Below are 16,199 nucleotides of genomic sequence, written 5' to 3'. Positions count from 1 at the left end.
CCATTGTGCTAGGTGCGCACCACCACGACCGGGCATTCCGCCTCACGGAGGACGTCGCGCGACGTCGAGCCGAGCAGCTGCCCGGCGAAGCCGTGGCGCCCGCGCGACCCGATGACGAGCACGGACGCCTCGTGCGCGGCCTCGGCCAGCACGTTCGGCGCGCGCCCGGAGAGCACGAGCGTGCGGTACTGCAGGTCGGGGTGCTCGTCCAGGTAGGGGCGCATGACCTCGTCGACCATCGTCTCCAGGGCCGCGCTGACCTGCGTGCCGTCGCCCGACCACAGGCCGGCGCCGCCCAGCAGCATCAGGGTGGAGTCCCACACGTGCACGGCCACCAGGCCGGTCCCGCGACGGACGGCCTCGGCCACGGCGAACGACACCGCGGCCATCGCCTCGGGCGAGTCGTCGACGCCGACGACGACCGGGCCCTCGGCATCCCGCTTCGTGTCGGGGCGGATGACCGCCACGGGGCCGTGCGCGTGGGTGGTGACGGCGTCGGCAGTGCCGCCCAGGGCGCGCACCGAGGCGGGCACGTCGGAGCGCCCGCGCGCGCCGACCACGACCATCTCGGCGCTCCTGGACGCCCCGGCGAGCACATAGGACGCCCGCCCGGTCAGCAGCCGCGTCTCGACCTGGAGGCCCTCGTGGGCCTCGCGCACCCGGTCGCCCAGCTCGGCCAGGCGCGCGGAGGCGCGCTGGCGGACCTCGTCCATGCCCTGGTCGGAGGCCAGCACGTGGTGCGGCAGCACGCGCCGGGGGATGATCACCTCGGGCAGTGCCAGCACCACCAGCAGGGGCGCACCCACCTCGACGGCGCGCTCGGCGGCCCAGTCGACGGCGTGGTCGGCGTTGTGGGACAGGTCCGTCCCGACGACGATCCGGCCTCCTGCTTGCAGTTGCTCGGTCATTGGCTCCTCCTCGAGACCACCTCCGGCCCGGCAGCGCGGTGGCAACCAGCCTATCGCCGCTAGGCTCGGCGCATGCCCGCGCACCGCCCGGTCCCGCCGACTCCGCATCCCAGCGGCGCCCAGCCGCCCCGCATCCCGGCGAAGTTCGTCCCGAACCACGTCGCCATCGTCATGGACGGCAACGGCCGCTGGGCCAAGCAGCGCAACCTGCCCCGCACCGACGGCCACGCACGCGGTGAGGCGTCCCTGCTCGACGTCATCCACGGCGCGGTCGAGATCGGCGTGAAGTACCTCTCCGCCTACGCGTTCTCGACCGAGAACTGGAAGCGCTCCCCCGACGAGGTGCGCTGGCTGATGGGGTTCAACCGCGACGTCATCCACCGCCGGCGCGACGAGCTCAACGGCCTGGGCGTCCGGATCGTGTGGGCCGGGCGCGAGCCGCGCCTGTGGAAGAGCGTGATCAAGGAGCTCAAGGTCGCCGAGGAGATGAGCCGGCACAACACCACGCTGACGCTGCAGTTCTGCGTGAACTACGGCGGGCGCGCCGAGATCGTGGACGCCGTGCGCGCCCTGGCCGCCGACGCGGCGGCCGGGCGCATCGACCCCGAGCGGATCACCGAGAAGTCACTGGCGAGCCGCTTGTACGCGCCGGACGTGCCCGACGTCGACCTGTTCGTGCGCAGCTCGGGCGAGCAGCGCACGAGCAACTTCCTGCTGTGGCAGATGGCGTACGCCGAGATGGTGTTCCTCGACCGCCTCTGGCCCGACTTCGACCGCCGCGACCTGTGGCACGCCATCGAGCTGTACGCCCAGCGCGACCGGCGCTACGGCGGGGCCGTGCCGAACGAGCTCAGCCGCTGAGGTTCACTCCTTGGCGCGCGTGACGATCACCGGGCAGTCGGCGTCGCGCAGCACTTCCTTGGACGTCGAGCCCAGCAGCAGGCCGGTGAAGCCGCCCAGGCCGCGGGAGCCGACGACCAGCTCGCTGGCCCCGACCGACGCCTCGGCGAGGGCCGCCGACGGGCGGGCCTCGACGACCTCGACGGTGTACTCCAGCCCGGGGTGGTCGGCGACGACGGGCGCGACGATCTCCTCGATGCGCTCCTTCAGGCGCGACACCGGGGGCAGCGACTGCATGGCGGTGACCCCCATCGGGCCCATCATCCAGGGTGCGACGTCCCACGCGTGGATCGCCCGCAACGGCACCCCACGCGCGGCCGCCTCGTCGGCGGCCAGGGCGAGGGCGGCGTCGGACTCGGGCGAGTCGTCCACGCCCACGACCACCGGGCCGTCGGGCGTCGGCGAGCCGTGGTCGGTGATGACGGCGACGGGGCCGTGCGCGTGCGCGACGACGGCATCGGCCGTGCCACCGAGGGCCCGGACCTTGGCCGGCGCGTTGGCGCCGCGGGCGCCCACGACGACGAGCAGGGCCTTCTTCGAGGCCTGGGCGAGCACGTAGGAGCCGAGGCCCTCCTCGGCGACCGTCTCCACCTCGAGCTCGGGGTGCAGCTCGCGCGCCTTGGCGGCCAGCTCCTCCAGCTTCGCCTTGGCGTTCCCGGCGAGGTACCCGTGGTAGTCACCGGTGACCATGGCGTCGAACAGTCGGCTGCGGCGCGGGATCGGCACCTCGGGCAGGGCCAGGACGATCAGGAGCGGTACCTTCCGGGCGGCCGCTCGGTGGGCAGCCCAAGCGACGGCTTCCTGAGCGCGACCCGAGAGGTCGGTCCCGACAACGATCTTTCCTGTGGCGTTGAACGAGATCGGCATGGCTTCCTTCCCTCCTCGATGAGTGAGGGCCACTGCATCGTGGTCCGGCGATGCCTCAGTCTATCCCCGAACCGCGGGGAGGGGGCGATCCCGGGGGTTTCCCCCGTGCCCTCAGGCGCCCAGCCGGAGCCACCGGTCGGAGCGCGTGCGCAGGCCCAGCACCACCGAGCGGAACGCCAGCCACGCCCCGTACGCGGCCCAGAGCCAGGCCAGTCCCGCGGAGGTCGCCCACACCGCCCCCACGAAGGGCGCGTACGCCACGGTCGTGGCGATGCCGGCCAGCGCGAGGAACCGTGCGTCCCCCGCCCCGATCAGGACGCCGTCCAGTTGGAACGCCACCGCGCCGATCGGCGCGATCAGGGCGAGGACGAGCAGGGCCGCGCCCGCGGCGTCCTGCACCGCGGGGTCGGGGCTGAACGCGCCCGACAGCGGGCCGCGCAGCAGCACGGCCAGCACGCCGACGACCACGCCGAAGCCGACGCCCCAGGCGACCACCCGGCCGAGGACGGCCCGCGCACCGCGGACGTCTCCGGCCCCCAGCCGGAGCCCGACCAGGGCCTGCGCGGCGATGGCGAAGGCGTCCACGCCATAGGCGACGGTGTGCCACAGGGTGTTCACGACCTGGTGGGCGGCCAGGGCGGTCGTGCCGAGCGAGGCGGCGGTCACCGTGGTCAGCAGCAGGGCCAGTTGCAGCGCGGCGTTGCGGACGACCAGCCAGCCGCCCAGGCGTGCGGCCGCGAGCACGCCACCGGGCGCGAACCGAAGCCGGACGCCCTCGCGCCGGGCCCCGCGCACCACGGCTCCGCCGAGCAGGGCGGCGCCGATCCACTGGGAGACCGCGGTGCCGGTGGCCGCGCCGACGATCCCCCAGCCGGCGCCGTAGACGAGCGCGACGTTGAGGGCGATGTTGAGCAGGTTGATGGTGACGACCACGCGCAGGGGCGTGCGGGTGTCCTGCAGCCCGCGCAGCACGCCGGTCGAGGCGAGGATCACCAGCAGGGCGGGCAGCCCGAGCGCGACCACGCGCAGGTAGGCGGCGCCCAGCGCGGTCACCTCGGCGGAGGCGCCGTACAGGCCCAGGACCGCCGGGGCGAACGGGACCAGCACCGCGGCGACGACCAGCCCGAGCAGGGCGCCCAGGACCATGCCGTCGATGCCGCTGGACAGGGCGCCGGCGCGGTCCCCCGCGCCGAGGCGGCGCGACACCATCGCGGTGGTGCCATAGGCGAGGAAGACAGACAGCCCGACCACGATGCCGACCACGTTCGAGGCCAGCGTCAGGCCCCCGAGGTGGGGCGTGCCGAGGTGGCCGACGATGAAGGTGTCGGCCAGCACCAGCATCGGCTCGGCGATCAGCGTCGCGAACGCCGGGACCGCCAGCGCGAGGATCTCGCGGTCGAGGGAGCGCCGGGTCATGCCGGGGATCAGCCCCAGCCGCCCTCCATCTCGTGCACGCTCACCGACTCCTCCTGGGCGGGGTCGGTCTCGGTCATCTCGGCGGTCAGGTAGCGGTCGGCGAGGCCGGACTCGAGCTGGCCGACCAGGTCGGCGACCTGCCCGCCCACGATGCCCAGCGCGCTGTACTGCTCGAGGCGGGTGCGGGTGTCGGCGATGTCGAGGTTGCGCATGGTGAGCTGGCCGATGCGGTCGACCGGCCCGAAGGCGGCGTCCTCGACGCGCTCCATGGACAGCTTCTCGGGGTGGTAGGACAGCGCGGGGCCCTGGGTGTCGAGGATCGTGTGGTCCCAGCCGCGGCGCAGGCGGATGGTGACGGTGCCGGTGACGGCCGAGCCGACCCAGCGCTGGAGCGACTCGCGCAGCATCAGGGACTGCGGGTCGAGCCAGCGGCCCTCGTACAGCAGGCGGCCGAGGCGGCGGCCGTCGTTGTGGTAGGCCGCGACCGTGTCCTCGTTGTGGATGGCGTTGACCAGCCGCTCGTAGGTGATGTGCAGCAGGGCCATGCCGGGGGCCTCGTAGATGCCGCGGCTCTTGGCCTCGATGATGCGGTTCTCGATCTGGTCGCTCATGCCGAGGCCGTGGCGTCCGCCGATCTCGTTCGCCTTGTGCACCAGCGCGACCGGGTCGAGGCGCTCGCCGTTGATGGCGACCGGCCAGCCCTGCTCGTAGGTGACCGACACCTCCTCGGCGGCGATCTCGACGTCCTCGCGCCAGTGGGCCACACCCATGATCGGGTCGACGATGTCCATGCCGGTGCCGAGGTACTCGAGCTTCTTGGCCTCGTGGGTGGCGCCCCAGATGTTGGCGTCGGTGGAGTACGCCTTCTCCTGGCTGTCGCGGTACGGGAGGTCGCGCTGGGTCAGCCACGCCGACATCTCGTCGCGGCCGCCGAGCTCGGTGACGAAGTCCTCGTCCAGCCACGGCTTGTAGATGCGCAGCTCGGGGTTGGCCAGCAGGCCGTAGCGGTAGAACCGCTCGATGTCGTTGCCCTTGTAGGTCGAGCCGTCGCCCCACACGTTCACGCCGTCGGCGTACATGGCGTTGACCAGCATGGTGCCGGTGACCGCGCGGCCGAGCGGGGTGGTGTTGAAGTAGGGGACGCCCGCGTTGCGGATGTGGAACGCACCGCACTGCAGGGCGGCCAGGCCCTCCTTGACCAGCTCCTCCTTGCAGTCGACCAGGCGCGCGGCCTCGGCGCCGTAGGCGCCCGCGCGGCCGGGGACCGAGGCGATGTCCGGCTCGTCGTACTGCCCGATGTCGGCGGTGTAGGTGTACGGGATCGCACCCTTCTCGCGCATCCACGCGACGGCGACCGACGTGTCGAGACCACCGGAGAAGGCGATACCGACCTTCTCCCCCACCGGGAGCTTCATCAGGACTTTGGACATGGGGGCGATCCTATCCCCGCGTGCCCGCCCCCCCGTCCCGCCCCGCTACGGTGGAACCCGTCCGAAGGAGAGGCCCCCACCATGGATCCCGCACGCGTCAGCACCGGTATCGGCGGGTTGGATGCCGCCATCGACGGGCTCCGGATCGGGGACAACGTCGTGTGGCACTGCGAGGACCTGGACGACTTCGCCCGCATGCTGGAGCCCTACGTGGCCGGCGCCCGCCGCGAGCGGCGGCGCCTCGTCTACGTCCGCTTCGCCGACCACCTCCCGCTGGTGGGAGGCGACGACGTCCAGGTGCACCGCCTCGACCCAGCGGAAGGTTTCGAGCCGTTCTCGATCGCCGTCCACGACCTGGTCGAGGAGACCGGGCGCGAGGCGTTCTACGTGTTCGACTCCCTGGCCGCCCTGCTGGAGGCCTGGCACTCCGACCTGCTGCTGACGAGCTTCTTCAAGGTGACCTGTCCCTTCCTCTACGAGCTCGACACCGTGGCCTACTTCCCGCTGCTGCGCGACGAGGTCAGCGCGGCGACGGTGGCCGGCATCCGGGAGACCACGCAGGTGCTGTTCGACCTGCAGGTGGTCGGCGACGAGACGTACGTGCACCCCCTGAAGGTGGACGGCCGCAGCTCGGCGACCATGTTCTTCCCGCACCTCATCGCCGGCGAGCGGGCCATCCCGGTCACCTCGTCCGCGGCTTCGGCCCGGCTGGCGGCTACGCGCGGGCGGATGCGCCGGCGTCCGGACCACTGGACGCGCCTGGTCGACGACGCCTTCGACGCCCTGGACGGCAGCATCGCCGAGCAACGGGACGCCCACGCCCTGCTCGCGGACGCACTGCTGGGCCGCGACGACGGCCGGATGGCGGGGCTGGCCCGGCGCCACCTGAGCCTGGACGACCTGCTCGTCGTCGCGACGCGCCTCGTGGGCACCGGGCACATCGGCGGCAAGGCGGTCGGCATGCTGACGGCCCGCGCGATCCTTGCCGACGACATCGACGGGCGGTTCGTCGACCACCTCGAGCCGCACGACTCGTTCCACCTCGGCGCGGACGTCTTCTACCACTACCTGGTCAGCAACGGCTGGTGGGGGCACCGGCTGGCCCAGAGCCACCCCGGCACCTTCCTGTCCGCCGGCGCGACGCTGCACGAGCTGATGCCGACCGGCCGCTTCCCGGCGTCGGTGCGCGAGCAGCTGCTCGACATGCTCGGGCACTTCGGGCAGGCGCCGATCATCGTCCGTTCCAGCTCCCTGCTGGAGGACAACTTCGGCAACGCCTTCGCCGGCAAGTACGACAGCTTCTTCCTCACCAACCAGGGGGCACCCGAGGAGCGGCTGGAGGCGCTGCTGGACGCCGTGCGCGCGGTCTACGCGTCGGCCATGAGCGAGGAGGCGCTGCGCTACCGGCTCTCCCGCAACCTCGCCGAGGTGGACGAGCAGATGGCCATTCTCATCCAGCGCGTCTCGGGCGACCACCACGGCCAGCTCTTCTTCCCGCACGCCGCGGGGGTGGCCAACTCCTCGAACCTCTACACGTGGGACGCGACGGTGGACGCCGAGGCCGGCATGCTGCGGCTGGTGTTCGGCCTGGGCACCCGCGCCGTGGACCGCACCACCAGCGATCACGCCCGCATCGTCGCCCTGGCTGACCCGCTCAACGCTCGCATGTTCGACCCCGAGGACCTCTCGGCCTTCAGCCAGCGCCGGGTGGACGTGCTCGACCTCGCGGCCGGCCGGCAGGCCGCCGTCCCGCTGGCCGACCTCGCCGCCACCGACGTCGGCGCCGACTGGTCGCTCTTCACCAGCCCCGATACGGCGGTGCTGCGCCGGCTGGGCGAGCGCGACCGCGAGCGTGGGCGTCCGACCTCCGGCCGGGCCGCCCCGGTGGTGGCCGACTTCCGGGGCCTGCTCGGCGAGACCGCCTTCCCAGCCCTGATGCGGGACGCCCTCGCCACGCTCGCCGCCGCCTACGACTACCCCGTCGACGTCGAGTTCACCGTGAACATGACCAGCGCCGGGGAGCCCCGCATCGGCATCGTCCAGTGCCGCCCGCTGCAGACCCGCGGACCCGGCCAGTCGGTGGCGATCCCCGAGGTGGCGGACGACAGCGGCGTCCTGTTCGCCGCACCCGGGGAGTTCATGGGCGGCAACGTCAACCTGCCGATTGACTGGGTCGTGATGGTGCGGGCCACGCCCTACCTCGGGCTGGGGTCCCCGCAGCGGCACGGCGTCGCGCGGCTCGTCGGCGAGGTGAACCGGCGGCTCAAGGACGACAGCTTCCTGCTGCTGGGCCCCGGCCGGTGGGGCACGACGACCGAGTCACTGGGCGTGCCCGTCCGCTTCGCCGAGATCAACCACGCGGCCGCGCTGGTCGAGGCAACGGACGCCGCGGGCAACTTCCGCCCCGAGCTGTCCTACGGGTCGCACTTCTTCCAGGACCTCGTGGAGACCGGCATCTTCTACGCCGCCGTCTTCGACGACCGCCCGGGCGTGACGTTCCACCCGGCGCTGGTGGCCGCCCGGGAGAACGCGCTGCTGGAGCTGGTGCCGGACGCCGACCCCCACCTGGCCGCCGTGGTGCACGTGGCGCGCTTCGACGACCTCGAGCTCTACTCCGACATCCTGTCCCAGCGCGTCCTGTGCGCGCGCCGGTCCTGCCTCAGATGACCCCCAGGGCCATCATCGCGTCGGCGACGCGGATGAAGCCGGCGATGTTGGCGCCCGTCACGTAGTCGCCCGGGCGGCCGTACTCCTCGGCCGTCTCTGCGCAGCGCTCGTGGATGCCGACCATGATGTCCTGCAGGCGCTCCTCGGTGTGCTCGAAGCTCCAGGAGTCGCGGGAGGCGTTCTGCTGCATCTCCAGGGCGGAGGTCGCCACACCGCCGGCGTTGGCCGCCTTGCCCGGGGCGAAGCGGACGCCGCCCTCGCGGAAGGCGCGGATCGCGTCCGGCGTCGAGGGCATGTTGGCGCCCTCGGCGACCAGCGTGCAGCCGTTCTTGATGAGGGCGCGGGCGCCGCCGATGCTCAGCTCGTTCTGGGTGGCGCAGGGCAGGGCGATGTCGCAGGGGACGTCCCAGATCTGGCCGTCCTCGACGAAGCGCGCGGACGAGTTGGCGTCGGCGTACTCGCTGATGCGGCCGCGGCGGACCTCCTTCAGCTCCTGCATCTGGGCCAGGTCGATGCCCGTCTCGTCGACGATGTAGCCGCCGGAGTCGGACATCGCCACGACGGTCGCGCCGAGCTGGTTCAGCTTCTCCAGGGCGTAGATGGCCACGTTGCCCGAGCCGGACACGACGACCTTCTTGCCCTCGAAGCTCTCGTTCGACAGCTTGAGCATCTCGTCGGCGAAGAACACCGTGCCGTAGCCGGTGGCCTCGGTGCGGGCGCGGGAGCCGCCCCACGTGAGGCCCTTGCCGGTGAGCACGCCGGACTCGTAGCGGCCGGTCATGCGCTTGTACTGGCCGAACATGTAGCCGATCTCGCGGCCGCCGACGCCGATGTCACCGGCGGGCACGTCGATGTCGTGTCCGATGTGGCCCGAGAGCTCGGTCATGAACGCCTGGCAGAACCGCATGATCTCGTGGTCGGACTTGCCCTTGGGGTCGAAGTCCGAGCCGCCCTTGCCGCCGCCGATGGGCATACCGGTCAGGGCGTTCTTGAAGATCTGCTCGAAACCGAGGAACTTGATGATGCCGAGGTACACGCTCGGGTGGAAGCGCAGACCGCCCTTGTAGGGTCCGAGCGCCGAGTTGAACTGGACGCGGAAGCCGCGGTTGGTGTGCACGCGGCCCTTGTCGTCCTGCCAGTTGACCTTGAAGATGATCTGGCGGTTGGGCTCGCAGATGCGCGGGATGATGCCGTACTCGACGTACTCGGGTCGCTTCTTGATGACCGGGTCGAGGGACTCCAGCACCTCACGGACCGCCTGGTGGAACTCCGCTTCGCCGGGGTTGCGGCGAATGACGATGTCGAACTCCTCCTGCAGCGTCGGGCTGAGTTCCATGGGTGGCTCCTTCGTTGTCGCGCAACGACCGGACGGCGGCCCGGCCGTGTGCAGTCTAGGAGTCGCTGCACACGGCCGGGCCGCCGTCCCACAATGGGATCCGGGACCCGGGCCCGTCGGATCAGTCGGTGCGGTCGGAGCGGTTGATCGCGCTGAGTACGGCCTTCATGGACGCCGTGACGATCGAGCTGTGCCGGCCCACACCCCACAGGACGCGGGCGTCGTCACCCTCGCCGATCTCGACCTCGACGTAGGCCGCCGCGAGGGCGTCCCCGCCGGAGCTGAGCGCGTGCTCGGAGTAGTCCAGGACCCGCACAGGGTACCCGGCCGCGCCCAGGGCGTCCACGAACGCCGACAGCGGGCCGTTGCCCTCGCCGCCGGCCTGGCGCTCGATGCCGTTGACGCGCAGGACGGCGTCCACGCTGTAGTGCCCGTTGTCGGCCTCGGAGCGGTAGTGCAGCAGCTCCAGCGGCGTGTGGTCGCCGAAGTACTCGGCCTCGAAGATCTGCCACATCTGCTCGGGGCTGACCTCGCCGCCGGCGGCGTCGGTGTGCTGCTGGACGACGCGGCTGAACTCGATCTGCAGGCGGCGCGGCAGGTCCATCTTGTGGTCGTTCTTCATGATGTAGGCCATGCCGCCCTTGCCGGACTGGCTGTTGACCCGGATCACGGCCTCGTAGGTGCGGCCCACGTCGTGCGGGTCGATCGGCAGGTAGGGGGCCTCCCAGTCGACCTCGTGGATCGTGCGGCCCTCGGCGGCGGCGCGCTTCTCCAGGGACTCCAGGCCCTTCTTGATCGCGTCCTGGTGGGAGCCGGAGAACGCCGTGTAGACCAGGTCGCCGGCGTACGGGTGGCGCGGGTGCACGGGCAGGCCGGTGCAGTACTCGACCGTGCGGCGGATCTCGTCGATGTCGGAGAAGTCGATCTTGGGGTCGATGCCCTGGCTGAACAGGTTCATGCCCAGCGTGACCAGGTCTACGTTGCCCGTGCGCTCGCCGTGGCCGAACAGGCAGCCCTCGACGCGGTCGGCGCCGGCCATCATGCCCAGCTCGGACGCCGCCACCGCAGTGCCGCGGTCGTTGTGCGGGTGCAGCGAGACGGCCACGTTCTCGCGGTTGCGGACGTTGCGGATGAAGTACTCGATCTGGTCGGCGTACGTGTTCGGCGTGCTCATCTCGACCGTGGCGGGCAGGTTGAAGATGATCTCGCGGTCGGGGCCGGGCTGCCAGACGTCGGCGACGTGGTTGCAGACCTCGACGGCGAAGTCGGTCGGGGTCTGGGTGAAGATCTCGGGGCTGTACTGGAAGCCGAACTCGGTCGCGCCCAGGAACTGCTCGGCGTACTTCATGACCAACTCGGTGCCGCGGGTGGCCATCGCGATGCACTGGGCCTCGTCGATGCCGAACACGACGCGGCGGAACATCTCGGCGGTCGCGTTGTACATGTGGATGTTGGCGCGCTTCGTGCCGACCAGGGACTCGGCGGTGCGGGAGATCAGGTCCTCGCGGGCCTGGACCAGGACGGAGATCTGCACGTCGTCGGGGATGCGGTCCTCGGTGACCAGCTTGCGCACGAAGTCGAAGTCGGTCTGCGAGGCCGAGGGGAAGCCGACCTCGATCTCCTTGTAGCCCATCTTCACCAGCAGCTCGAACATCTTCAGCTTGCGGGAGACGGTCATGGGGTCGATCAGGGCCTGGTTGCCGTCGCGCAGGTCGGTGGACAGCCAGCGCGGCGCCTGGGTGATCTTCTTGCTGGGCCACGTGCGGTCGGGGACGTCGACGGGCTCGAAGGCCTTGTAGCGGTGGTACGGCATCGGGCTGGGCTGCTGTACGGGGACGCCCTGCTGCGTGCGGGTGCCGAAGGTATTGGTGGTCGTGGTCATGCTGGTGTCCTTCGCTGGATCGAGACGATGGGGGATGCCAGGCGCGCAGACTCTCCGCAACGAGGAAGCCCGACCGGCTCGACTCGACGGGACTGTGTCGAGGAAGCCTAGGCCTCGCTGCGGCGACCAAGGAGGAGGGTCACCCATGCCATGGCTGGGATCGTACACCCCTGACGCCCCCGCGCCACGGCGTCCGACACGCGGACGCCGTGGGTTCGGGTGGACTCAGTGCCCGGCCGCGGCGACCGGTTCCTCCTCCAGGATCGCGGTCGGCATGAGCGCCGGCAGCACGTCCTCCAGGGTGATGACGCCCAGCTCGGCCTCACCGCGGGTGACGATCGCCAGCTGCGTGCGGGCCTGCCGGATGCGCTTGAGCGCCTCGGCCAGGTGCGTGTCGTGCGGCAGCAGGACGGGCTCGCGGGCGATGTCGCGGGCGGGACGCACCAGGTCCGGCTCGGCGAGGGTGTCACGGACGTGGACGACGCCCACCGTCCTGTCACCCTCGCGCAGCAGCACGCGCAGGTGGCGGTGCTCCAGGGTGACGGCCTGGACGTCGGCGAGCGTGGCGTCGGCCGGCACCCACGCCAGCTCCTGCCCCTGCGGGACCACGTCGGCGACCGTCTGGTCGCGCAGCGTCAGCACGCGCGTCAGGGACTGGTGGTAGCGCGCGTCCAGGGCCCCCACGTTCGCGGAGTGCTCGACCAGCTGGCGCAGGCCGGCGGCGTCCTGGCCGGCCGACAGCTCGTCGACCGGGGTGGCGCCCGCCTTGCGCACCAGCCAGTTGGCGGCGGAGTTCATCGCGATGAGGATCGGGCGCATCACGAACATGAAGGCGCGCATCGGCAGGGCCAGCAGCACCGAGGACTGCTCGGGGTGCGCGATCGCCCACGACTTGGGGGCCATCTCGCCGACCACCAGGTGGAGGAAGGTGACGAACACCAGGGCCAGCACGAAGGAGGCCACGTCGGCCACGGCGAGGGGGATCCCCCACGTGGCCAGCAGCGGGGTCAACGCGTGGTGCACGGCGGGCTTGGTGATGGCACCGAGCGCCAGCGTGCAGACGGTGATGCCGAGCTGGGAGCCGGCCAGCACGAGCGTCAGCTCGGCGGAGTTGCGCAGCGCGGCGCGGCCGGCGGCCGACCCCGCGCGCTCCTCGAGGCGGTGCTGCTTCGCGGCCATCAGGGCGAACTCGGCGGCCACGAAGAAGGCGCTCAGCACGATGAGCAGGGCGGTCCAGCCGGCGACGGCCCATCCGCCCATGCCGGTCTCGAGGGGCGTCATGCGGGGTCTCCGTCCGGGAGGCTCACGCGCACCCGCGAGGGCACGTGGCGTTCGATGGCGAGCACCTCGATGAGCACCCGCCGGGCCCGGGCGTCGCCGTCGAGGGCGAGCTGGGCGGCGGTCGGTTCGAGGTCGAGGGTGACCGTCTCCCCCACCTCGGGGAGGGCGCCGAGCACCTGGATGATCAGGCCCGCGATGGTCTCGTGGTCGCCGGGCGGCATGTCGAGCCCGAGCGCGCGCTCGACCTCGTCGACGTGCACGTCACCGGCCATCACCCACACGCCGTCCGTCTCGCTCGGCAGGTAGTCGGGGTCGTCGGGGTCGTGCTCGTCGGTCAGCTCGCCGACGATCTCCTCGACGAGGTCCTCCAGCGTGACGACGCCGGTGAAGCTGCCGAACTCGTCGACGACGCAGGCCATCTCCCGGCCGGTGTCGCGCAGCTCCTGCTGGGCGTCCGGCAGCGGCATGAACTCGGGCAGGACCAGCGCCTCACGGGCGATGGTGGTGACGGGTTCGTCGGGGCGGTCGGTGGCGTCCAGCACGTCGACGAGCGCGACGACGCCGACGATGCCCTCCTCGGGGTCGAGCACCGGGTAGCGGGTGTGGCCGGTGGCCATCAGCGCGCGGACCTCGGCCACCGTCGCGGTGTCGCGCACGGTGTCGACGGCGACCCGGGGCACCATGGCGTGCTGCACGTCGCGGCGCGGGAAGTCGATGATCCGGTCGATGATGAGGCCCAGTTCCTCCGACAGGGTCCCGTCGCGGCGCGAGGCGTCCACGACGCGCTCGAGGTCGGTGGCCGAGGCCGTGTCCTCGACGTCGTGGACGGGCTCGATGCGCAGCGCGCGCAGCAGCAGCTCGGCGGACTTGTCGAAGATCCAAATCAGGGGGCCGAAGATCGTCAGGTACAGGCGCGTGGACGGGGTGAGCGCGTCGGCCACCTCCGCCGACTTCGCGATCGCGTAGTTCTTGGGGAAGAGCTCGCCGAACAGCATCTGCACCAGCGTCGAGAACACGATCGCGACGATGCCGCCGATGGTGACGGCGATGGCGGTGCTGGCGCCGCCGCTGACCAGCGAGCCGAGGGCCTGGCCGATCAGGGGTTCGGCGACGTAGCCGACGAGGAGTCCGGTGACGGTGATGCCGAGCTGGGCGCCCGACAGCATGAACGAGGTGCGGCGGGTGATGCCCAGGGTGCGTTCTGCCTTCTCGTCACCCGCGGCGGCACGACTGGCCAGGCGGGAGCGGTCGACGGCGACGTAGGCGAACTCCTGGGCCACGAAGTACCCGGTGGCGACGGTGATCGCGAAGACCACGACGACGCCGACGATGAGCGAGACGACGGGTGTCACGGGGCGGCTCCGAGATCACAAGGACTATGGGAACCCTCCGGTGCAGGTTGCGGCATGCGCTCCAGTATGCAGGAGCGCGCCAGCCGCTCAGTGGCCGGAGTGCCCCTTGATGACCATCCGCATGATGCGCATCATCAACGCGGCACCACGGAACAGCTGCCAGACCGGATTGAACCGCCGGCGGAGCGTGGCCCTGGTCGGCAGCGGCGCGGCCGCGATGACGTGGTCGATGTTGCCGATGGTGGCGTGTTCGTTGTGGGTCATCGTCCTCACTCCGGGATCATCTGCCAGCCCGGGAGGGCCTTGGCCTTGTACAGGAACAGGTGGTGCAGCGAGGCCTTCATCCAGTGGCCGGCGAGGCCGATCTCGCCCTTGGTCTCGCCGAGGTCGCGACCGGTCTCGGGATAGCGCTCATGGTCGGGCACCACCGGCATCATCGTGATCGCCGCGGCCGAGCCCTCGAACAGGCCGGTGCCTGCCGAGGCCACGCAGGCTGCCCCCATGTTCGCCATGGACGCCTCGTGCGGCGGCTTGGCCCTCCCCTTCACCCGGTCGGCGATGGTCATCGCAACGGTCTTGCCCATCACGCCCGACGGCATGCCGGTGCGCGGCGGGGCCGGCGAGATGACGGTCCCCTTCGGGCTCTTGCGCGGCTTGCTGATCGGGTGCGGCGGGGCGAACGCGATGCCGACCGCCCAGACGTTGTCCAGACCGGGCACCTGGTAGGTCCGGGGCCAGTCGGACGCCTTCCACTCCTCGTACGCCTTGCCCGAGTAGTCGGCGTCCACCCGCATCAGGCCGTTGGGCGCGAAGAGCTTGTCCGTGATGTCGGTGCCGTCCCGGTCGGACGCCTTGAGCCCGACCCCGGAGAACGGCGGGAGGAGCATCGCGAAGTCGAACGCCTGGGTGTGCTCGGTGCCGTCCAGCAGCTCGTAGTGGATCAGCCCCTCCTCGATCCGGGTGCAGCCCGCGCCGGTGATGGCGCGCACGCCGCGCTCGCGGAACAGCGACTCGGTCCAGATCTTGCCGGTGGTGCGGAACCCGTTCTCCTCGAACTCCATGCCCCCGACCCCGAAGTCGCCCAGCTCGTACTCGTTGGTCAGGAAGATAATCTCGGCGAGGTCGCGCACGCCGGCCTTGCGCACCTCGTGCTCGACGTTGAAGACGTACTCGAAGGCGGCGCCCTCGCAGGTGCAGGCGCCGTGCCCGGTACCGACCACCATGACCTGGCGCTGACCGGCCTTCATCCGCTCGATGGACGCCGCGAGCTCGGCCGCCGCGTGCACGGCGTGGTCGGCGGTGCACACCGACACGGTGTGGCCTGCGTCGGGGCCCAGCCCCGGGGTGGCGCCGAAGTTGAGTTTCGGGCCGGTGGCGTTGATCAGGTAGTCGTAGCGCAGGCGCTCGGTCTCGCCGCGCCGCTCGGGCGAGGTGTACTCGACGTCGACGGCGCCCTGGGGGCTGTCGGCATCGCCGTGTGGCCAGATCGTGCGGCCCAGCGCCTGCACGTAGGTGATCCCCTGCTTGGCGTAGACCGGGGCGAGCGGGAACACGACGTCCTTCTTCGGCATCGTGCCGACCCCCACCCAGATGTTGGAGGGGATCCAGTTCCACTGGCTGTTCGGCGTCACGACGACGACCTCGTGCTCCTTGCCGAGCAGGCGCCGCAGGTGCAGCGCCGCCGTGTGCCCCGAGACCCCCGCGCCGAGGATGACCGTGCGTGCCATGTGTGCTCCCCCGTTCCGTCGGCATCCTCGTCGATGCCATACCCCCCTGGGTATTTCAACGGTACGTGACGGCGGACCGCGCTGGCAACCCCCTCCTCACCAGCGGTTGCGGACGTCCTCCGCGAAGCCCAGCACGCCGTCGACCTCCAGCTGCTCTCCCCCGGCGGTGACGGTGCCGTGCCACGTGCCGAATCGTGCAGCGGGAACAGCGTGCCGTCCACCACGACGGCGTTCTCGCGCTGGCCGGTGCCGTCGGTCCACTTGCCGCCGAACTGCAGCCCCAGCGCCCGGCCGTCGGCGGTGTGGCCGGCCCCGGCGGCCCAGTTCCACCACATCGAGTACGGCCACCGGCCCCGAGGCGTCCTGCGGTGACGTCGAACCGGACGCCCTCGGCCTGGGCCCGCAGCCGGGTGCCGCCGGCCGTCTCCTCGGT

At 71.5% G+C, this 16,199-nt stretch carries 14 protein-coding genes; 3 read left to right on the top strand and 11 right to left on the bottom strand.

Annotated elements, in window-relative coordinates; translation table 11 throughout:
• Positions 1–8: 8 nt before the first annotated feature.
• Positions 9–908, bottom strand: a complete 900-nt coding sequence (locus J4N02_RS06645; RefSeq protein ID WP_188333185.1) for a universal stress protein — start codon at positions 906–908, stop codon at positions 9–11.
• 72 nt (positions 909–980) lie between these two features.
• Between J4N02_RS06645 and J4N02_RS06640 the strand changes: the two genes are divergently transcribed.
• Positions 981–1,769, top strand: a complete 789-nt coding sequence (locus J4N02_RS06640) for an isoprenyl transferase (RefSeq protein WP_188333186.1) — start codon at positions 981–983, stop codon at positions 1,767–1,769.
• Positions 1,770–1,772: 3 nt separating this feature from the next.
• On the opposite strand, the gene J4N02_RS06635 is transcribed toward J4N02_RS06640, so the two are convergent.
• The 3 genes from J4N02_RS06635 to argG all read right to left on the bottom strand — a co-directional run bounded on the left by J4N02_RS06635 (position 1,773) and on the right by argG (position 5,530).
• Positions 1,773–2,675, bottom strand: coding sequence for a universal stress protein (locus tag J4N02_RS06635; RefSeq protein ID WP_188333187.1), 903 nt, complete (start codon positions 2,673–2,675; stop codon positions 1,773–1,775).
• Positions 2,676–2,786: 111 nt separating this feature from the next.
• Entirely contained in the window at positions 2,787–4,091 is a 1,305-nt protein-coding gene (locus J4N02_RS06630; RefSeq protein WP_188333188.1) for an MATE family efflux transporter, read from the bottom strand.
• Positions 4,092–4,099: 8 nt separating this feature from the next.
• Entirely contained in the window at positions 4,100–5,530 is a 1,431-nt protein-coding gene (gene argG / locus J4N02_RS06625; RefSeq protein ID WP_208091212.1) for an argininosuccinate synthase, read from the bottom strand.
• A gap of 72 nt (positions 5,531–5,602) precedes the next feature.
• On the opposite strand from argG, the gene J4N02_RS06620 reads away from it, so the two are divergent.
• On the top strand, positions 5,603–8,188 hold the full coding sequence (locus J4N02_RS06620) for a PEP/pyruvate-binding domain-containing protein (RefSeq protein ID WP_188333190.1): 2,586 nt from the start codon (positions 5,603–5,605) through the stop codon (positions 8,186–8,188).
• Here the strand turns inward: J4N02_RS06620 and gdhA are convergent.
• From gdhA to J4N02_RS17385, 7 genes are all read right to left on the bottom strand, one after another.
• Positions 8,181–9,524, bottom strand: a complete 1,344-nt coding sequence (gdhA, locus tag J4N02_RS06615; RefSeq protein ID WP_182814923.1) for an NADP-specific glutamate dehydrogenase — start codon at positions 9,522–9,524, stop codon at positions 8,181–8,183. The genes J4N02_RS06620 and gdhA overlap by 8 nt on opposite strands.
• Before the next feature lie 121 nt (positions 9,525–9,645).
• Positions 9,646–11,406, bottom strand: a complete 1,761-nt coding sequence (leuA, locus tag J4N02_RS06610) for a 2-isopropylmalate synthase (RefSeq protein ID WP_188333191.1) — start codon at positions 11,404–11,406, stop codon at positions 9,646–9,648.
• A 225-nt stretch (positions 11,407–11,631) separates the two neighbouring features.
• Positions 11,632–12,687: a hemolysin family protein gene (locus J4N02_RS06605; RefSeq protein ID WP_223202319.1), complete on the bottom strand. Its 1,056-nt coding sequence runs from the start codon at positions 12,685–12,687 to the stop codon at positions 11,632–11,634.
• The gene (locus J4N02_RS06600; RefSeq protein ID WP_188333192.1) at positions 12,684–14,039 is read right to left on the bottom strand and encodes a hemolysin family protein; all 1,356 of its coding nucleotides are present in this window, start codon (positions 14,037–14,039) and stop codon (positions 12,684–12,686) included. The genes J4N02_RS06605 and J4N02_RS06600 overlap by 4 nt, the downstream gene beginning before the upstream one ends.
• Positions 14,040–14,126: 87 nt before the next feature.
• A complete protein-coding gene (locus J4N02_RS06595) occupies positions 14,127–14,303 on the bottom strand; it encodes a hypothetical protein (protein ID WP_182814926.1) in 177 nt (58 codons plus the stop codon).
• A 5-nt stretch (positions 14,304–14,308) separates the two neighbouring features.
• On the bottom strand, positions 14,309–15,766 hold the full coding sequence (locus J4N02_RS06590) for an NAD(P)/FAD-dependent oxidoreductase (protein WP_182814927.1): 1,458 nt from the start codon (positions 15,764–15,766) through the stop codon (positions 14,309–14,311).
• On the bottom strand, positions 15,667–16,044 hold the full coding sequence (locus J4N02_RS17385) for a hypothetical protein (protein ID WP_397421768.1): 378 nt from the start codon (positions 16,042–16,044) through the stop codon (positions 15,667–15,669). Before J4N02_RS17385 ends, J4N02_RS06590 begins: the two co-directional genes overlap by 100 nt.
• Between J4N02_RS17385 and J4N02_RS16830 the strand changes: the two genes are divergently transcribed.
• On the top strand, positions 15,977–16,138 hold the full coding sequence (locus J4N02_RS16830; protein ID WP_243760893.1) for a hypothetical protein: 162 nt from the start codon (positions 15,977–15,979) through the stop codon (positions 16,136–16,138). The genes J4N02_RS17385 and J4N02_RS16830 overlap by 68 nt on opposite strands.
• The last annotated feature ends 61 nt before the right edge of the window (positions 16,139–16,199 follow it).

Origin of the sequence: Propioniciclava sp. MC1595, from assembly GCF_017569205.1 — a bacterium.
GTDB lineage: Bacteria > Actinomycetota > Actinomycetes > Propionibacteriales > Propionibacteriaceae > Propioniciclava.
This window is presented reverse-complemented; position numbering and strand designations above follow the sequence as displayed.